We start from the raw sequence: 17,126 nt of genomic DNA, 5'->3' as shown, positions 1-17,126 counted from the left end.
AATTCCCGTCCTATTTTTTTAATATTTTACGCGTTACCAGAAATGTAATAGGTACAGTGAAAAATACGGCAGCGATTGGCGCAATATTGCCATTCCAGCCCAAATGATCCACAAATAGATAAACCAAGAGCGATGAAACCGAGACATTCACGAGTTGTGTCAGTGGGAACTGCAGGAATTTAGACAGCGTTGGCTTCACTTTATAGGTAAAATAAACATTCAGGAAAAAAGAAATAACCATGCTGACGAGAAAAGCAAGAATATGGGAGATGAGATAATACCAGTTCAGCAGGTTATATAACATGACATAGACAATATAGTAATTCGCGGTATTTAATCCACCCACGATAATAAACCTTATAAATTCATTATTCAGCCTTTTCATCCCTGTTCACTGTCCGTATTGGATTCTTGCACGAGGTAATGCGGTCTCTGCTTTGTTTCCATATAGATCCTTCCCACATATTCACCAATCACACCCAGGCTTAAAAGCTGAGCGCCGCCAAGAAACAGGACTGAGGAAATAAGCGTGAAATAACCCGGCACGTCCACACCATATCGAATGATTTCAAACAACATAATAAGGATGTACGTCAATCCGAGCAGCAGACTAATTAAACCAACATATAGACAGATGCGGAGCGGTTTCGAATTAAAGGAAACAACCCCTTCTATCCCGTAATTCAGCAGTTGTCTGAAGGACCATTTGGAAGTGCCGTTCTTCCGTTGTACATTTTCAAAATAAACCGTCTTCTGAGCAAAACCAATCCATGAAAACAGTCCTTTCGAAAAACGGTTTCCTTCACTCAGTTCCAGTACTGCTTCGATTGCTTTTCTGCCCAGCAAACGGAAATCACCTTCACCGTCTTTCAGTTCGACGTTAATAATATTATTAATTGTCTTGTAGTAAAGGGACGAAAGTAATGAATGCGATTTTGTTTCTCCATTCCTGTTCCGTCGTGCAATGACTTGCTGGTAGCCTTCATGGTAACCTTCCAATAACTGTGGAATGATCGAAGGGGGATGTTGCATATCGGCACCAAAATAAAACCATCGCCTGTTTCATGTTTAAGACCTGCAAAAATGGCTGATTCTTTGCCAAAGTTGCGGGTGAATGAAACATATTTCACTACCGGGTCATGAGCAGCAAGAGATTGAAGGTTCTGCAGTGTACGATCTTTGCTGCCATCATCGATAAACAGAACTTCATAGGAACAGGAAAGATTCGCAAATTCTTTTTGCACTGCTTCGTGGATGGCTTTGATATTTTCTGCTTCATTATGAGCGGGAATAATAATGGATACCGTTAAATCGTTCATGATGAACCTCCGCTAATCTTAACTATGGCTCTCTTGGAAAAATTGATGTTTTTAACATTGTTGTTGGTATAAAATGCGACACACTGAAAAATTTAGTGCAATGACACCGCTCCGGAAATACACTCCGCACACCTTAAGCAGGTTAAAACCGCCACGACAATCGCCAACGCTTGCATTAGCACGTCCTGTGCGGGGGCCTCCCGTGACCAACATCGTGTTAGCCCGCGAGCGAGGAGGCTGGAGCGTTCCCCGCGGAAAGGGAGTATTTTTCCGCAACGACGAACGAGATAGCTTCTCTCTCGTGCTTTTCTTGTCAGATTTTATTTCATTCCGAACGAGATAGCTTCTCTCTCGTGCTTTTCCTGCCTGATTTCGTTTCATTCCGAACGAGATAGCTTCTCTCTCGTGCTTTTCTTGCCTGATTTCGTTTCATTCCGAACGAGATAGCTTCTCTCTCGTGTTTTTCTTGCCTGATTTCGCTTCATTCCGAACGAGATAGCTTCTCTCTCGTGCTTTTCTTGCCTGATTTCGTTTCATTCCGAACGAGATAGCTTCTCTCTCGTGCTTTTCTTGCCTGATTTCGTTTCATTCCGAACGAGATAGCTTCTCTCTCGTGCTTTTCTTGCCTGATTTCGTTTCATTCCGAACGAGATAGCTTCTCTCTCGTGTTTCTTGCCTGATTTCGCTTCATTCCGAACGAGATGCTTTTCTCTCGTGCTCTTCTGCCTGATTTCGTTTCATTCCGAACGAGATAGCTTTTCTCTCGCGCTCTTCTTGCCTGATTTCATTTCATTCCGAACGAGCACTCAACCCCGGTAGAATTAAAGGAAGCCATTCCAGGAGTTGCGTCGCAGTTTATGGATTTTACGGAAAGAACCAACAGTCTTTACTACTGTCAAACTACCCCTCGTTTTATCTGTTTAAACGTTTAGGCCCACTTTTGGGTAGCTAAAGGTTAGTCAGCTGATTATTTGCTTAAAAAAAGATGACTATATTTAGTATCCCTCGACTTTTGCGTTGTTATAGCCTTATATTCAGAAATATTAACGAAACGGGGCTGGTCTGTGCTTGAAATAAATGTACAATGTTGATGCTTGTTAACCTGCCTTTCACATCTATAATCGAAAGTTTTTACAAAAAAGGGTCATGAATTTATAAAAAAAATTATAGTTTCATGCCCCGTTTTTCAATTCCGATACGATTGTAGTAGTGACACAGAGATCAAAAAAATATTAATTTAACCCGATTCATGCTACGATAGATGCAGATAGCTATGTTGGAAGGGATTCTGTTGATTTATATAATTTGTATCATCATTGCATTCATCTCCGCGTTTACCGGAAGTCTTGTTGGTATGGGCGGAGGTGTTGTTCTGATTCCGAGTATGTTATTGTTGCATCATTATACGGATGCACTTGCATGGGCAACACCACAAGTGATCGTCGGAATATCATTGATTACAATGGTGTTCACGGCTTTTTCATCGACCATTTCCTATTATAAGATCGGCCGGATTCATGTGAAAATCGGATTGCTCATGCTGACGGGCAGTATTCCCGGCAGCGTATTGGGAGCATGGCTGAACCAATTTGTAAGTGCTGATAACTTTTCACTGTATTTCGGTTTGTTGATGATTGCACTGTCTTTTCTTTTTATGATTAAACGAAAGGCACCGTTGGACGATAAATCTTCACGTCAAAAGATTCCAATTTTCTCTGTGTTTATCATTTCATTGATTGTTGGCGTTATATCAGGATTATTTGGCATAGGCGGCGGTTCGATCATCGTTCCTGCCTTGATGTTTCTTTTTGGTTTATCCATTCACACAGCGGCAGCCACATCAATGTTTGTGATTTTGTTTATCAGCATTATCAGTGCCGGTACACATATTTTTCTGGGGCATATAGTCTGGGAGTACGTCATCTTTTTCGTTATTGGTGCCTGGATTGGCGGTACGTTGGGAGCCAAAGTCAGTCAGCTGCTGAAAAGCAATATGCTGGAATGGATACTGAGGTTGCTATTAATTATTATAGGTGTCAGACTGATTTTTGAAGGAATGATTTAAGGAGCATATCACATGCAGGAAAAGCTTTATTTTTACTATACAAATGATCTGCACAGTAATTTTGATAATTGGCCACAGGTTGCCGGTTTTTTAAAAGGAGCGAGGGAAAAACGATTAGCTGAAAATAACTCATGCTGGCTGGTTGATATCGGCGACCATGTAGACCGGGTCCATCCGATTGCAGAGGCTTTTATGGGAAAAGCAAATGTTCAATTAATGAACGATCTCGGCTATGACCTGGCTACAATCGGTAATAATGAAGGGATTACGATGGCCCACGAGGATCTGCATCAATTATATGATGAGGCTCGCTTCCAGGTGGTGTGTGCCAATCTGCACAGCATGACAAATACTGAGCCGGATTGGCTGCAATCAACCGTTCACCTTCATTCGAATAACGGTGTAAAAATTGGTGTCATTGGACTCACCACTCCGTTTAATGCTTTTTATGAACTGTTGGGTTGGCATATAACAGCGCCTTTCCATACGTTGGAAAAACATATCAGTTATTTAAGCGAATCAGCTGATATTATTATTCTGATGTCGCACTTGGGGCTCACTGAAGATCAGGAAATTGCCCGCCGTTTTGATGATATTGATGTGATTATTGGCGGACACACACACCATTTGCTGCGATCAGGTGAAGAAGTCAATAACACCATCATGACAGCAGCCGGCAAGCATTGTGCGTATGCCGGGGAAGTTGTGCTGACGTGGGATCATGAACAGAAGAAGCTCGTTGATAAAGAAGCTTCCGTTTATGATATGAATGCTCAGGCAAGTGACTTAAATACGGAACAAACATTGAAAGACTTAGCAAAGAAAGCGGATGACATGCTTGGGCAGTCGATTATCGAACTGAATGAACCGATTGACATCAAATGGTTCAAGCACACGGAAATCATGCAAAAATTGACTGAAACACTGCAGGAATGGACTGATACAGATGTTGCGATGCTGAACGCAGGTATTTTATTAGATCAAATTCCGGCAGGGCAGGTCACCCATAAAGACATTCACCGTATTTGTCCACATCCAATCAATCCGTGTGTCGTTGAAATTGATGGTGATGAATTGACAGAAATTGTCCGGGCTTCCCTGACAAAGGACTTTACCGAATTGAAACTGAATGGTTTCGGATTCCGCGGCGAAGTTCTTGGTAAAATGATTTATGCCGGGATTGATGTGAAGACATTCCTGCGGGAGGATGGCAGTGAATATGTTGATGCCATTTACTTTAACGGCAGGCCGCTGGAACCCGATCAGTCGTTTAAACTCGCGACAGCCGATACATTTACATTTGGCCGGCTTCTACCTGAGATTGCCAAGTCGGAAATGAAGCATTATTTTGTGCCTGAATTTTTACGGGATCTGCTGGCATATACATTGCAAAACAAAATGGCCGATCATTGAACGTGTGACATTTCTACGTCTGTGTGCATAACATATCGTGTACATGACGAGGGAGGCGTTTAATGATGATGACGGTGAATCCAATAGAAGTGGAAGGGATGCATTTTACAGCTGTAACGGTTGAACTGCCGAAAACAAACCTATTGGTAATTTCCAATGAAGTCGGTTATATTATGTGTGCTGCGCTCGATGTCGATCTTTTAAACAATGCCCTGGCAGACAGAAAGATTATTGCCGGCCGTGCAAAGGGTGTCCGGACAATCGATCAGCTATTGCATGCACCACTTGAAAAAATAACCGATGCATCAAGGGAATATGGCTGGGAAACGGGGATGACCGGCAAAGACGCTTTGCTCAAAATCGCTTAAGAACGTCCCCTGAAATAAAGGTATTTTTTAAATATAACACCGCTGTATTGTCTGAAAAGATGCTGCGAGGTATATGACGTCATCCAGTTGGAGCTTGAGAATTAAATATCATATTCTAACCCCCTTAGAACAAGCATATAGTGTTTTAAGGGGGTCTTTATGTTGAGGAAACGGATGGTATTCCGCAATCGAAAAACACCGAAAACACCGCCTCCGTTGCAAAAGGTTGTTGTCATAACGTTAGTTGTATTTGTATTGATGGTTTTTGCCAGCATTCAGATTATTGATAAAGGACTTACACCAACTTTGATGGACATAGCGGAAAGAAGAACAGATGAATTTGCCACGCGCGGTATCAATACAGCTGTCAGATTTGCGGAAAACTACAATTATGATGATGTGCTGAATATTACATACGATAATGAAGGCAATGTTGCCACGTATAATTGGGATTCGGCTGTTGTCAGTGAAATTAATCGGGTGGCAACAGACAGGGTGGAAGAATATTTCCGCTATATGAACACTGGTGAGCCGCCTGATTATGAAAATTCATTATTTGAACCGGAAGAGTTTGAAGATACGACAGAAAATCTTCCTCAGGAGGATCCGACTGTCGTTGAGATTCCGATTGGCCAGGCAACCGGTAATTCTATACTGGCCAACCTTGGGCCCAGGATTCCGGTTAACTTTGAAATTGTCGGCAATGTACGCACCAACATTAAAAGGGATAATGAACCTCTTGGGCTAAATGGTTCCTGGGTATCGTTATATGTTCACGTTGAAGCTGATGTTCAAATTGTCGTTCCATTTATGACGGACGTGACCACTGTTGCAACGGAGATTTATATAGACGGTGGTGCACTGATGGGTGATGTTCCCGATTTTTACGGAGGGGGCGACGGTGAGGATCCATCAATTTCTGTCCCAAGAGATGACATCACGGATGAAGAGGAAGAATAATACGTCCATCTGTTACAGAAGGACGTATTATTCCCTGAAGTCTTCAAGCCGGCCGATGTAATAACCGCACAAACATGAAGAAAATACTGAAAAATACGAATATCATTTTGACATAGTAAGAAAGTACCGTTATAATACATACATAAATATCAGAAAAAAATAAATAATGTAAAGATTACTCCTGATTCAGACTTTTGAATTAAAAGGCGTATCGATTAAGGGGAGGTATTGGAATGGAGAATCGTTCTCAATGGGGGACAAGAGCAGGTTTTATTTTAGCTGCAGCAGGTTCTGCAGTCGGACTGGGCAACATCTGGCGTTTTCCGGCTACAGCGTTTGAAAATGGCGGCGGAGCATTTATGGTTCCGTACCTGATTGCACTGCTGACAGCAGGTATTCCAATTTTGATTATGGAATTTACGATGGGGCATAAGTATCGCGGCTCATCACCATTGTCATTCAAGCGGATGAATAAGAATACAGAATGGATAGGCTGGTGGGGCGTCCTTGTCGCCTTTGTCATTTCGACTTACTACTCCGTGATTATTGCCTGGGCAATATCTTATTCGATTTTCTCGTTTAACCTAAACTGGGGATCGGATCCGACAGCCTTTTTGACAGGCAGCTATTTGCAAACGGCAGCCCCTGGTGAATTCGGCGGTTTTGTTCCTGGCGTACTTATTCCATTAATTATTGTTTGGCTTGTTGTTTTAGGCATTCTTTACAGAGGTGTCAAAAAAGGTATTGAAATTGCGAATAAGATTTTTATCCCGACATTGGCTGTTGTCTTTCTGATTATCGTTATCCGGGCAATAACACTGCCTGGAGCTTTTGAAGGATTGAATACATTTTTCACACCTGATTTTGCGGCGCTTGCTGATCCGGATGTCTGGGTTGCCGCTTATGGTCAAATATTCTTCAGTATGTCCATCGCATTTGCTATCATGATTACTTATGCGAGTTATCTGCCGAGGAAATCGGATATTACCAATAACGCATTTATCGTCGGGTTTGGTAATTCCAGTTTTGAACTGTTATGTGGTATCGGGGTTTTCTCGGTGCTTGGATTCATGGCGGTCGGCCAGGGCGTAGGTGTCAATGAAGTAGTTGAAGGCGGTGTTGGTCTTGCATTTATGGTGTTCCCGTCGATCATCAATGAGTTTCCGGCACTTAATGAATTATTCGGCTTTCTGTTCTTTGCATCACTCGTTTTAGCCGGAATGTCATCACTCATTTCAATTATTGAAACGTATGTATCCGGGTTGTCAGACAAATTTAAGATATCCCGTCAAAAAGCTGTTGTATTCGGTGGCGGATTTGCAGCATTAGTGTCGTTAATATTTGCCACACGAGGCGGATTGAATTTCCTTGATGCAGCCGACTACTTCATCAATCAGTTCGGTGTGGCAGCTCTCGGGCTGGTTCAGGTCGTCGCGGTCGCATGGTTCCTGCGTAAACTGAACGATCTTAAGTCCCACGCCAACGAGATATCCGACATCAAAATCGGACCCTGGTGGAATATCAGTTTGATGTTTATTACGCCGGTCGTTCTTGGTTATAATATGTTCCAATTGCTCAGACAAAATCTCCTGCAGCAATTCGAAACCGACACTGGTAACTATGCAAACTATCCGGATACGTTTATCCTGTACGGTGGCTGGTTCGTAGCAGGTGGTGCATTATTAGTCGGGATTATCATGACACTTATTAAATGGAAAGGATCTAATAAAACCGATAGTAAGACAGAAAATACCGAGGAGGCGAAATGATATGACCGGAGGAGCCATTACGTTCATGATCATCTCCATGCTGATAATATGGGGAGGATTAGCAGCAGGTATCACGAATGCTGTGAAAAAAGGCGCAGATAGAAGAAAATAAATCCATCATTGGTATTGAATAGAAAAGAGCCTTTGCCCTTGTGGCAGAGGCTCTATGCGTAGGGTGAAAATTGGGTTGCGATGATTAACAGCTTCAGGTTGCTCAATTCTCCATTCGCTCCCATCGCTGTAAGAAAGGATACGGGTCAAATGACGTTTCGCTGTACCCGTTATCCTGGTACAGGCCATAGTGGAGATGCGGCGGAAATTTACCTGACGTACCAGGCGGACCGTAGCCGGTTGAACCGACATTTCCGAGAATATCACCAGGTTTAACAACTTGGCCGACTTCAATATCATCATTATAGCCGCTCATATGGGCGTAATAATGATAAACATTGTTGATATCACGGATACCAAGCCGCCATCCACCATATAGGTTCCAGCCTTTCATTTCAATAACCCCGTATGTTGTCGATTTGACAGGTGTCCCGTAATCTGCAAATATGTCTGAGCCTTCATGTATTCTCAGCCCGCCAAATCCACGACGGTCTCCCCAGTTGTTGGTGGAGGTATAATTGTAGGCTGTATCGAGTGGAAAAGCGCGGTCGGTCAAGTCGATGTCGTCAAATGTATTGAAGACTTTTGCCGTATTCATGATAGTCTGAACAGTTAAATCACGTTTGTAAAAATTCCAAAGGGCAATTTTTACTTCATCATGGGAAGGACCATACTCCAGCAGAATATTTGCCATCGTATACAGAACGTCTTCCGGATTTTCAGGATCGGCTTTATTGTCACCATTTCCATCCATTCCTTTTCCCTGAAAAAATTGAATGATGTTTTCGTCTTTAATCATTGAACTGTTGCCAAGTCCATACCACATTTCATCAGGTATGGAGATGGACACGAGCTGATCATCTTTATCTTCTTCAGAGCTATTGCGTTCATACTGGTCAATCGCAGCGATATAATACCATGGGACTTGTGTTACGGTTTCCGTTTTTTTGTATAAGGCCATTCGTTTTTCATGCAAATCCTGCTCTTCTTCTGCATGTACAGGATATGCCATTATAAAAAGCATCAAAAACACGGATAACATGAAGGCCATTTTTTTCAGCACCTGAGCACACCTCCTAAACGAACAGGACTAACGAAATCAGCCGTTAGTCCATCTTGTCTATTCTTCCGTCCCCTGTGGCGACTGCTGCATTCGATCTATAATTTGATCAATTGTATTATCGTATTCATTATCCTGAATATTGGAGTTGTGTAAACTTTGAATATCCTGTATCAGTGTTTCATCATCCGATACATAGACGTCAAAATAACCCGGGAGGATAGAGACTGCCGTTTTATTGGCGATATCCGCTGCCTGATCGGAATCTAATTCATCTTCCTTATCGTATGCAATGAGCGTTTTATCATCGGCAACCAGTGTCGCTGCTTCGGCAAAGCCGTCGTTCCGCAAGATAATGCGCGTAATCATGTTGGCCAGGCTGGTCCGATCGATAGTGACACTATGCTCATTTTCGCCTTCATTATCAATTTGCTCTTTTGTATAACGCACATAGCCAAGCTTATCATCACCAGAAGGGTTAGATGGTGTTGTTTCCTGCTCGGGGTCAAGTTCTTCAACGATCTGATCACGTTCTTCCGCCTGCTGACGTTCATCATCAGCCGCATTGTCCGTACCGCCGCACCCTGCAAGTATGACGGCTGTCAGCAGTGAAAATAAGAAAATCCATTTCTTGATCATGACGATCCTCCTACTGCATCGAAAATTTTACTTCCATCTTAGTTTGTTTTATACCTTTAAATTCATACAGTAAATTTATCAAAAATATTGGTCGAAGCTGTCTTATCTGGTAAACTAAGGGTGCATTGAGGTGAGATTATGATTGAAGTACAAGGGAAAACATACGACATTATCGAAAACGAAAAAAATGGCTTTGACGAGGAACATGTTAAAGAGCGATTTTCCGATATTTTATCCAAGTACGATTTTATTGTCGGTGATTGGGGTTATGATCAGTTGCGTCTGAAGGGATTTTATGATGATCAAAACCCTAAAGCCGGTTTTGATACGAAAATAAGCACATTGGATGATTACTTATACGAATATTGTAATTTCGGGTGTGCCTATTTTATTATGAAGAAAGTGGACAGGTAAGAGCAGCCCGCTTATTGGGGCTGCTCTTATTTTTCATCTGGATTTTCATCACCCGGTTCATCATGAATCGGGTGGGCACCGGGCGTTTGTCTCGGCAGGTCATCATGCAGTTCCTTATCCGGATATACAAAGGCGCTTTCTCGCTTCTGCCCCTCTCGCCACGGCGAGGATTTGCTGCCCTCTAATTCGTCATCATTTATTTCTGACCCGAACGGCCCTTCCGGAAATTCTTCAGGAATGAGGTTTTGCTGGTTCCTGACATTTGAAAAATTGCTGTATTGTTTTTTCTTCTTTTTAACCATTGATTATTTCACCCTTCCTTGTAGTTAATTTCTCTCACTTTGAAGAAAATATGTAACACTTTTACCCTAAATTAGTCTGAATTCAGAATAAATACAATTTATTAACAAAAATCCATAGATTTACCTAGTATTTGTAATATTTATTCCAATTATTACCTCTAATATAGGCCTATAATCCTTAGTTAACCTCAATTTGGAAATTCACTTCAAATTAAGATTTTAGAAATCATAGTTAATAAGACCTATTATAAAGGTGCTGTTTTTTGACACACGATTGACATATTTGAATTTTTTGCGATGATAATCCTAGATGAATCTTTAGTTACATAAAATTGGTAAGGTACTCGTGTCATCCGATAATCATTTTGTCAATTAAATAATTTAGTTACACAATTTTTTCTGTCATTAAATTAAGTATTATATCTTTTTTAAAATCGGGTACATTGAACTATTTTAGAAAAAAATTGCAGAAATAGTTGACGACATCAGCCTAATTCACTAAATTAACATTAGAAAGAAGGTTAAGATTCATCTAAAACTTTTAAATCATTTATAAGGGAGTTGAGAACATGGCAGGTCAAATTCGTATGACCCCGGATGAGTTGCAGTCGAAGGCGCAGGTTTATGGGCAAGGTTCAGATCAAATCGATGATGTTTTGAGAAAGTTAAGGAATCTGCAGGATCAACTAAGAGGAGAATGGGAAGGTCGTGCGTTTGAGAGATTTGATGACCAATTCAGGCAGCTGGAACCAAAAGTTCAGGACTTTTCACAACTATTAATGGAAATTCAAACGCAACTTCAGAAGACAGCTCAAACAGTACAGGAGCAAGACGAAGCACTGTCGCAGAATTTCGGACTCAGATAAAGGTTCTTTTGGTAAAGCTTTTTGCTTGATTAACTGTTGATGAGCTACACGACGATTGCTGTTGTGTAGCTCATGTTCATACTGCACTATTAATCTATTCATCTTATAAACCCCGGATATTTAAAGAGCAGGCAGGAGATGTTAGGAATGAATAAGTCATATATACGATTGGCGGTTTTTCTTGTATTAATGTTGGCACTGGCTGTGGGCTTATCGTATACATCGTTAAACCATGCGGATCAAGCTTCGGTAGACGAAAATAATCAGCAGGAAAATAACATGTCAATCGCGCTGGTGAATGAAGATAATGGAGCAAGTTTCAATCAAAATGAATTGGACTTTGGAGACGCATTTGCTGATAGTATCGGTCAGAGCAATTCACATGACTGGTACGTTGTCAGCCGTGGTGTTGCTGAAAGCGGACTGGAACGTAATACATATGATATGATGATTGTTATTCCGAATGATTTTTCAGAAAAGGCCTTATCTATAGAGTCAGAATCTCCGGAACAAGTTGTACTGAACTATAAAATTAATGCTTCTGACAGTGAAGCGGTCCAGGCACAAGCTGAGGAAACAGCGAGCTCGATTTTGAATGAGTTTAACCGCCGGATTATCGATGTCTATTTTGCAAGCGTACTGGGTAATCTACAAGATGCTCAGGATAATGTTGCCGAAGTTATTGAAGAGGATGCTGAACTCACTTATACATATAATAACGCCGTACATGATCCACTTTCCGGCTACACAAACCAATTTAGTGCTGTGCAAGATAATACAGAAACATCGAGGGAAAGATTCAGCAGCTTTGAAGATACACTCAATTCGTATGAAGAGCGTCTGACAGATCGGATGGGCAACGCTGAAGACTATCAATCTGACATAGCGGATACCGCTGAACTGACAGAATCTCACAATGTATTAGGTTTGGACTTTTTAGAGCAGCTTAATGCGTATAATGACACATTGAACAGCGATGATGTGAATGAACAGCTGCAGCAGCTTCAAGCGACGAATCAGTATATTACCGATCGATTTCAAATGAATGAAGACGACAATGGAATGAAAAATGTAGAAATCAGTACAGAGGAGTTACGGACTCGTATTAGTAAGGCACTTGAAACAGTAGAGTCAGCACAAAATAATTTTGATATCGAGAAATTAAAAGAAAAAATAAGTGAAGATTTAACAGGCATAATTGGTGATGCATTTGAGGGCAACAACGATGACCTTACAAAACTTCTCAGTTCACAGGATGAAAGAATTCAGGAGAAAATAGAAGAGCAAATTTCCAGATTACCTTCAATGAATAAAGAATTGATCGGAAACACTGATCTTTCTCCCGAGATGACTGCGGAAATTCAAAATGTCATTGATGTAACAGATAAATACAATGATGAATTTGGGCAAATCGCTTACCGTATCAGCGACAAACCAATATTGCCGGATATTAACGCCCTTAAGCAACACTTGAAGGATAATGGAGTTTGGATGACAGATACGGTTGAACTCCCAGACGCTGAAAAACCGGATGGGACATTCAAAGTAGATGATATCCCAGAAGGCTTCACAATTGATCATCTTTCCATACAAATGTCCAATGGTGATTGCAGGGATTATGAAGAATATCAGGAAAATACTAAAGTGCCTCTGCCAAGTTATTCGGCCGGAGAGTTTACTGTTAGGGTAAATCTAAAGTTAAATGATGCTAATGAAAACATCGACATATATGAGGCGAAAGAATGGAAATGGGAGTTATACTTAAAAGATGAAGAAGAAATAGAAAAGAGCGGTTCTGGTGATTATGTCCTTACCGAAATGCCAAATACTCCGCTAGTTGCCAGTACAACGGTCGATAAATCGGATAAAAAGGAAAATAGTCAACAAAATCAGGGCGATAACAGCACGAATGAACTACCAGAAAATAATACTAAAAATGATGCACCAGCAAATGATGATAATAATCAGGATAGTACAGAATCGGATAATACCGATGTCAGCGAAAACGATCAAACTGAGGAAAGCTCTGGGGAATCCAGTGATGATGAAGACACTGGTGATGAAGAAAACAAGGAAAACGATGAAAACAGCGGCAATGAAGGAGATCCAGGTGAAGGTGACGGGTCAGACGATGAAGGGAATGATGAAGAAAAAGAAATTGAAAAGGTTGAGATTAAACACCACCACATCCGTCATAAAGTCACTGACCCTGTTATTGACGAGTCAACACAAAGTTTGATGCGTGCTGTCGAAAATACGATTGTCCCATATCAAAAATTGTTATCGTTGTATGAAGCATATTTTGGTATTTCATTGGCTTATGAAGCGGATGACGAAGATGAAATTAAGCCTTCAAATGTGAATGATGATAAATCACTGGGGGACATGGCAACGGGTGATTCTCTCTATGCATTATTTAATGAAGATGTAGGAGATTTATTGACAGATTATGTTGCTTCTCAAGTAACAAACGATGTTACTGAAGAAATTAGCGATCCACTGGATGTGTTGTACCAGCAGATAGACAGTTACCGTACTTTTATAGGTGAAACTGACAAAAATGCTGAGGAGTTAGTGAACACCATTCAAGGAACAACAGAAGCAGCAGGCGCTTTAAACAACAGCCTTGAAGAAACACTAAACAACATTTCAGACTGGCGCGAACGGAGTATGAATCTGTTGGAAAGCCAAACTGAAATTCAGGAGAATAATGAAGAACAGCAAACGGCTGTCATGACATTAGGAGATGAGTTCCAGCCAATATTGTCACAAAGCCAAACACTGGCTGAGGAGGCTTCAAATAATCTGAACGAGGCTGAAAACGTCTATCAAACATTTGAGAGAATTGATGACCAGGCGGAATCGATACAGGAAAGTGGCACGACGTTGGTACAGCAGGCGGAAGATCTGTCCGTTGATATGACAGATAAATTGCTGGAAGATCAGGAGTTTGCGGAGAACTTTTCTGAAGTAATGGCAAACAGCCGGGTTGGTGAAAGACAGAATGAGGAATTGTATGACTTTCTTTCCAGCCCGGTAGACGCTGAAAACGATGGTCTAATCGTAGAAGGAACGAATACGTCTCAACCATATTTCCTTGTGCTGATTTGTTTCATTGTTGCCTTGTTCACAGCTTACGTCATTTCAACAGCTAATCAGCAGCGTAAAACAGACGATCAATTTGAAGGTAAACAGTCACTAATGAGGAAAAACTCATTGATAACTGGTATAACAGCAGGTCTGGGCATATTGGAAGGGTTGGTCATCGGTCTTGTGTCTGCGTACTTCCTTGATATAGGAGAAGTAAGACTAATTATATGGACCGGTATAATGATTTTGATTATGCTCACGATGGTACTAGTGTCCACATACTTGTTAAGACAGCTGAAAATGATTGGTATGTTTATCCTTCTTGCTGTAATGAGTATGTACCTGTTCCTGTCAGAAGCTCTGGCATCCAGTTTTTCAGGAATTGATACATTGCGTGACTATTCACCGTTACAATATGTTGACGCATTACTGACGAGTGTGATGCAAGGTGGTTCCGATAATCAATTGATTATATTCAGCATGATTGGTATCGCTTTGGTTGCAGTTTTGGGTAATCTATTCGTTGTAACCGGCAAAGAACAAAAAACAACGGAGGATGATGATAATGCTGCTTAAACAAATAAACAGAATCGTATTAGGCAGCTGCTGTCTTCTTCTGCTGATGCCCTTTTCGGTATCAGCAGAAGATACCCCTGATGAAAAAGGGGAAATGGATTGGAAAGTAGACAGGATAAAGCAGGATAATTCCACAAATGAAAACAGCGGTGGAGAAACCGAGTTAGAACAAGAATTCCCGGAATTATTTAAAGAAGAAACACGTGCAACAATCGAATCTGTGCAAAAGGAAAAAAAGGAGTCACTTGAAGAAACGGAGAAGGCATTATTCACAATCAACCCTGAGAAAAACACAACGATCGCCGATACAAAGGAATCATTGTTCACCTCCGATTACGTCGTCCCTGAAACGTCAACGGATCAACAGCAAGAGGATGAAGGTGGAAGTTCATGGTTCAATAATGCACTTATGGCTGGATTAACCGGCTTAGCATGTGTTATTGGTGCAGCCGTGTATACCATGATTCAACGATTTGGCGGTTAGGAGTGAGCAAAAGATGCAGGTCAGTCATATTGATGTCACGATTGATTTTAGTGAGTGCGGTATAAGCGGCGCATATGATTTGCGTATACCTGTACAGATATCGGTGAAACAGCTGTTGCTTGATGTTGTTGACACGCTGAGGATAGGTTCTTTGAATGGTTCACGGAGTGCTATTAAGGTGAAGACTAAAGGGCTTCTCTTAGCGGATGATGATATGTTAATAGACCATCCGGTGACAGATGGAGATGTTTTAACGGTTTTATAGTAATTGGGTATGCCATCAGATGAACAATAAGGGCGTACCTTTGGTTGGAAAAGTGTCACTTCACAGAAGAAGGAGCAAGCGAAATGAAGGAAAAAAAGATTGAATTCGATACCCTGTCACTTCAATTCACAATACAAGACGATTCATGGCAATTGCGTCTTGCCAAATCACAAACACGCGTGAAAGATGACCGGCAGATTCGCATCGTGACTGAAGCATCAGATGATACGTTTGTCCCGGCAGAAGTGAAAGACGAGGACGACGCATTCATTTTCTCCTTTATAGTTGATCAAAGCACTAAAAAGTGGGAAGACCTGAGGCAGCTGCACCAACACGAAAAATTGCGTCTTTTGTGCAACTTGGCTCAAGTAAAAAAGTATCTGACAACACGGCTTACATTTTTCCTTCATCCCGATAATGTTGTGTTTGATGATAACCTTATGCCCTTTATTATCTACCGGGGCGTTCGAAACTTAGTACCCCCTTTTGACATAAGTGAACAGGACTTTATGAAGCAGCTGAAATGTTTCAGCATTGCTCTTTTCTCTAAAAAGTTCAATTTTGATCAGTTATATAACGGGGCTTTGGAAAGAGCAAAGGACACTGAGTTTGAAAAACGGGTGAGTGAATCTAAAAGTCTTGAACAGCTAATCGATTATTTGGAAGAAAGCTATAGAGACGAACAGGATAAAGCAGATAAAACGATGCAAATGGTTCCAACTAAACGTTTTCGCCTATTTAAGCGACTTTCCATCATCATGATTATCGTGGCTGTATTGCTGGGGGCACCCCTGGTCTATTTTGGTTTAGTAAGCCTTCCGTACCAGCAGCACCAATTGGATGCGCACGAGGAATATCTGGCATCTGATTATGGCGGTGTTATTTCAGCTTTGGAAAATGAAAACGCTGAGAATCTTCCACAGGCATCCAAGTATATCCTTGCATATTCTTATATTAATACAGAGCAATTATCTGACAGCGATAAAAGTGTCATCATGAATAATATCAGTCTGAACAGTGATGCGAATTATCTGCTGTATTGGATTTATAATGGCAGCGGTGAATTTGAAAAAGCAATGGAAAAGGCGAGATATCTCGATGACCCGCAACTTATTATGCATGGACTCATCAAGCAGATTGAACAGGCACAAAACAACCCTGATATAAGTGGTACAGAACGAGACGAAAAGGTTAATGAATTACAAAATGAACTGGATGAATACCGTGAAGAGTACAATTTGGATGCGAATGAAGAAGAAAATGAACTTGGAACTGAAGGCAGTTCTGAAACAGATGATGCTCAAAATGAAGAACAGAATGCACGTGATTCCGATAATAACAATGGGGATGACAATAACGATGAATGATGCTGTCCCGAAAGATTATTTACCGTTAACTAGATAGCCAAGTGGCTTGTTGAAGAGA

General features: G+C 41.2%; 16 protein-coding genes and 1 pseudogene. 12 read left to right on the top strand and 5 right to left on the bottom strand.

Annotated features, from left to right (window positions below; genetic code table 11):
* Positions 1-10: 10 nt before the first annotated feature.
* Together Len3610_RS09600 and Len3610_RS09595 are read right to left on the bottom strand one after the other, a co-directional pair.
* Complete coding sequence (locus tag Len3610_RS09600; protein WP_176447753.1) at positions 11-385, bottom strand: GtrA family protein; 375 nt, start codon at positions 383-385, stop codon at positions 11-13.
* Positions 382-1,319, bottom strand: a pseudogene (locus tag Len3610_RS09595) (glycosyltransferase family 2 protein). Before Len3610_RS09595 ends, Len3610_RS09600 begins: the two are co-directional and overlap by 4 nt.
* A 1,291-nt stretch (positions 1,320-2,610) precedes the next feature.
* Between Len3610_RS09595 and Len3610_RS09590 the strand changes: the two are divergent.
* The 6 genes from Len3610_RS09590 (at position 2,611) to Len3610_RS09565 (ending at position 8,006) form a co-directional block, all read left to right on the top strand.
* On the top strand, positions 2,611-3,384 hold the full coding sequence (locus Len3610_RS09590; RefSeq protein WP_255259857.1) for a sulfite exporter TauE/SafE family protein: 774 nt from the start codon (positions 2,611-2,613) through the stop codon (positions 3,382-3,384).
* A 12-nt stretch (positions 3,385-3,396) separates the two neighbouring features.
* Complete coding sequence (locus Len3610_RS09585; RefSeq protein ID WP_176447751.1) at positions 3,397-4,797, top strand: bifunctional metallophosphatase/5'-nucleotidase; 1,401 nt, start codon at positions 3,397-3,399, stop codon at positions 4,795-4,797.
* A gap of 65 nt (positions 4,798-4,862) precedes the next feature.
* Positions 4,863-5,165, top strand: a complete 303-nt coding sequence (locus Len3610_RS09580) for a YunC family protein (RefSeq protein ID WP_176449615.1) — start codon at positions 4,863-4,865, stop codon at positions 5,163-5,165.
* 159 nt (positions 5,166-5,324) lie between these two features.
* A complete protein-coding gene (gene yunB, locus Len3610_RS09575; RefSeq protein ID WP_176447750.1) occupies positions 5,325-6,125 on the top strand; it encodes a sporulation protein YunB in 801 nt (266 codons plus the stop codon).
* A gap of 233 nt (positions 6,126-6,358) precedes the next feature.
* Positions 6,359-7,894, top strand: a complete 1,536-nt coding sequence (locus Len3610_RS09570) for a sodium-dependent transporter (protein ID WP_176447749.1) — start codon at positions 6,359-6,361, stop codon at positions 7,892-7,894.
* Between the two features lies 1 nt (position 7,895).
* Positions 7,896-8,006 (top strand): MetS family NSS transporter small subunit, encoded by a 111-nt coding sequence (locus tag Len3610_RS09565; protein ID WP_176447748.1) that lies wholly within the window; start codon positions 7,896-7,898, stop codon positions 8,004-8,006.
* 102 nt (positions 8,007-8,108) lie between these two features.
* Here Len3610_RS09565 and Len3610_RS09560 read toward each other — a convergent pair whose 3' ends face one another.
* Both Len3610_RS09560 and Len3610_RS09555 read right to left on the bottom strand, forming a co-directional pair.
* Positions 8,109-9,056 (bottom strand): M23 family metallopeptidase, encoded by a 948-nt coding sequence (locus tag Len3610_RS09560; RefSeq protein ID WP_176449614.1) that lies wholly within the window; start codon positions 9,054-9,056, stop codon positions 8,109-8,111.
* A gap of 69 nt (positions 9,057-9,125) precedes the next feature.
* The gene (locus tag Len3610_RS09555; RefSeq protein ID WP_176447747.1) at positions 9,126-9,704 is read right to left on the bottom strand and encodes a YhcN/YlaJ family sporulation lipoprotein; all 579 of its coding nucleotides are present in this window, start codon (positions 9,702-9,704) and stop codon (positions 9,126-9,128) included.
* Between the two features lie 138 nt (positions 9,705-9,842).
* Here Len3610_RS09555 and Len3610_RS09550 point away from each other — a divergent pair, with 138 nt between their 5' ends.
* Positions 9,843-10,118 carry a YutD family protein gene (locus Len3610_RS09550; protein WP_176447746.1) on the top strand — a complete coding sequence of 92 codons (276 nt, stop codon included), beginning with the start codon at positions 9,843-9,845 and terminating at the stop codon, positions 10,116-10,118.
* 26 nt (positions 10,119-10,144) lie between these two features.
* On the opposite strand, the gene Len3610_RS09545 is transcribed toward Len3610_RS09550, so the two are convergent.
* Positions 10,145-10,420, bottom strand: coding sequence for a hypothetical protein (locus Len3610_RS09545; RefSeq protein ID WP_176447745.1), 276 nt, complete (start codon positions 10,418-10,420; stop codon positions 10,145-10,147).
* 569 nt (positions 10,421-10,989) lie between these two features.
* Here Len3610_RS09545 and Len3610_RS09540 point away from each other — a divergent pair.
* From Len3610_RS09540 to essB, 5 genes are all read left to right on the top strand, one after another.
* Complete coding sequence (locus Len3610_RS09540) at positions 10,990-11,286, top strand: WXG100 family type VII secretion target (RefSeq protein WP_176447744.1); 297 nt, start codon at positions 10,990-10,992, stop codon at positions 11,284-11,286.
* 147 nt (positions 11,287-11,433) lie between these two features.
* Positions 11,434-14,952: a type VII secretion protein EsaA gene (gene esaA, locus Len3610_RS09535; RefSeq protein WP_176447743.1), complete on the top strand. Its 3,519-nt coding sequence runs from the start codon at positions 11,434-11,436 to the stop codon at positions 14,950-14,952.
* A complete protein-coding gene (essA, locus tag Len3610_RS09530; RefSeq protein WP_176447742.1) occupies positions 14,942-15,436 on the top strand; it encodes a type VII secretion protein EssA in 495 nt (164 codons plus the stop codon). The genes esaA and essA overlap by 11 nt, the downstream gene beginning before the upstream one ends.
* A 13-nt stretch (positions 15,437-15,449) precedes the next feature.
* Positions 15,450-15,701: an EsaB/YukD family protein gene (locus tag Len3610_RS09525; RefSeq protein WP_176447741.1), complete on the top strand. Its 252-nt coding sequence runs from the start codon at positions 15,450-15,452 to the stop codon at positions 15,699-15,701.
* An 83-nt stretch (positions 15,702-15,784) separates the two neighbouring features.
* Positions 15,785-17,068, top strand: coding sequence for a type VII secretion protein EssB (gene essB, locus Len3610_RS09520; protein ID WP_176447740.1), 1,284 nt, complete (start codon positions 15,785-15,787; stop codon positions 17,066-17,068).
* Positions 17,069-17,126 lie beyond the last annotated feature (58 nt).

It is taken from the genome of Lentibacillus sp. CBA3610 (genome assembly GCF_013373365.1).
In the GTDB taxonomy this organism is placed as follows: domain Bacteria; phylum Bacillota; class Bacilli; order Bacillales; family Amphibacillaceae; genus Lentibacillus.
The sequence above is the reverse complement of the archived record's forward strand: the minus strand, read 5'-3'. Positions and strand labels throughout refer to the sequence as shown.

What these genes read in the sequence shown, in the direction of transcription:
- Len3610_RS09545 (WP_176447745.1), bottom strand. Translation starts at nt 10,420, where the DNA reads ATGGTTAAAAAGAAGAAAAAACAATACAGCAATTTTTCAAATGTCAGG.
- esaA (WP_176447743.1), top strand. Translation starts at nt 11,434, where the DNA reads ATGAATAAGTCATATATACGATTGGCGGTTTTTCTTGTATTAATGTTG.
- yunB (WP_176447750.1), top strand. Translation starts at nt 5,325, where the DNA reads ATGTTGAGGAAACGGATGGTATTCCGCAATCGAAAAACACCGAAAACA.
- Len3610_RS09580 (WP_176449615.1), top strand. Translation starts at nt 4,863, where the DNA reads ATGATGACGGTGAATCCAATAGAAGTGGAAGGGATGCATTTTACAGCT.
- Len3610_RS09585 (WP_176447751.1), top strand. Translation starts at nt 3,397, where the DNA reads ATGCAGGAAAAGCTTTATTTTTACTATACAAATGATCTGCACAGTAAT.
- Len3610_RS09550 (WP_176447746.1), top strand. Translation starts at nt 9,843, where the DNA reads ATGATTGAAGTACAAGGGAAAACATACGACATTATCGAAAACGAAAAA.
- essB (WP_176447740.1), top strand. Translation starts at nt 15,785, where the DNA reads ATGAAGGAAAAAAAGATTGAATTCGATACCCTGTCACTTCAATTCACA.
- Len3610_RS09560 (WP_176449614.1), bottom strand. Translation starts at nt 9,056, where the DNA reads ATGGCCTTCATGTTATCCGTGTTTTTGATGCTTTTTATAATGGCATAT.
- Len3610_RS09540 (WP_176447744.1), top strand. Translation starts at nt 10,990, where the DNA reads ATGGCAGGTCAAATTCGTATGACCCCGGATGAGTTGCAGTCGAAGGCG.
- Len3610_RS09570 (WP_176447749.1), top strand. Translation starts at nt 6,359, where the DNA reads ATGGAGAATCGTTCTCAATGGGGGACAAGAGCAGGTTTTATTTTAGCT.
- Len3610_RS09525 (WP_176447741.1), top strand. Translation starts at nt 15,450, where the DNA reads ATGCAGGTCAGTCATATTGATGTCACGATTGATTTTAGTGAGTGCGGT.
- Len3610_RS09600 (WP_176447753.1), bottom strand. Translation starts at nt 385, where the DNA reads ATGAAAAGGCTGAATAATGAATTTATAAGGTTTATTATCGTGGGTGGA.
- essA (WP_176447742.1), top strand. Translation starts at nt 14,942, where the DNA reads ATGCTGCTTAAACAAATAAACAGAATCGTATTAGGCAGCTGCTGTCTT.
- Len3610_RS09555 (WP_176447747.1), bottom strand. Translation starts at nt 9,704, where the DNA reads ATGATCAAGAAATGGATTTTCTTATTTTCACTGCTGACAGCCGTCATA.
- Len3610_RS09565 (WP_176447748.1), top strand. Translation starts at nt 7,896, where the DNA reads ATGACCGGAGGAGCCATTACGTTCATGATCATCTCCATGCTGATAATA.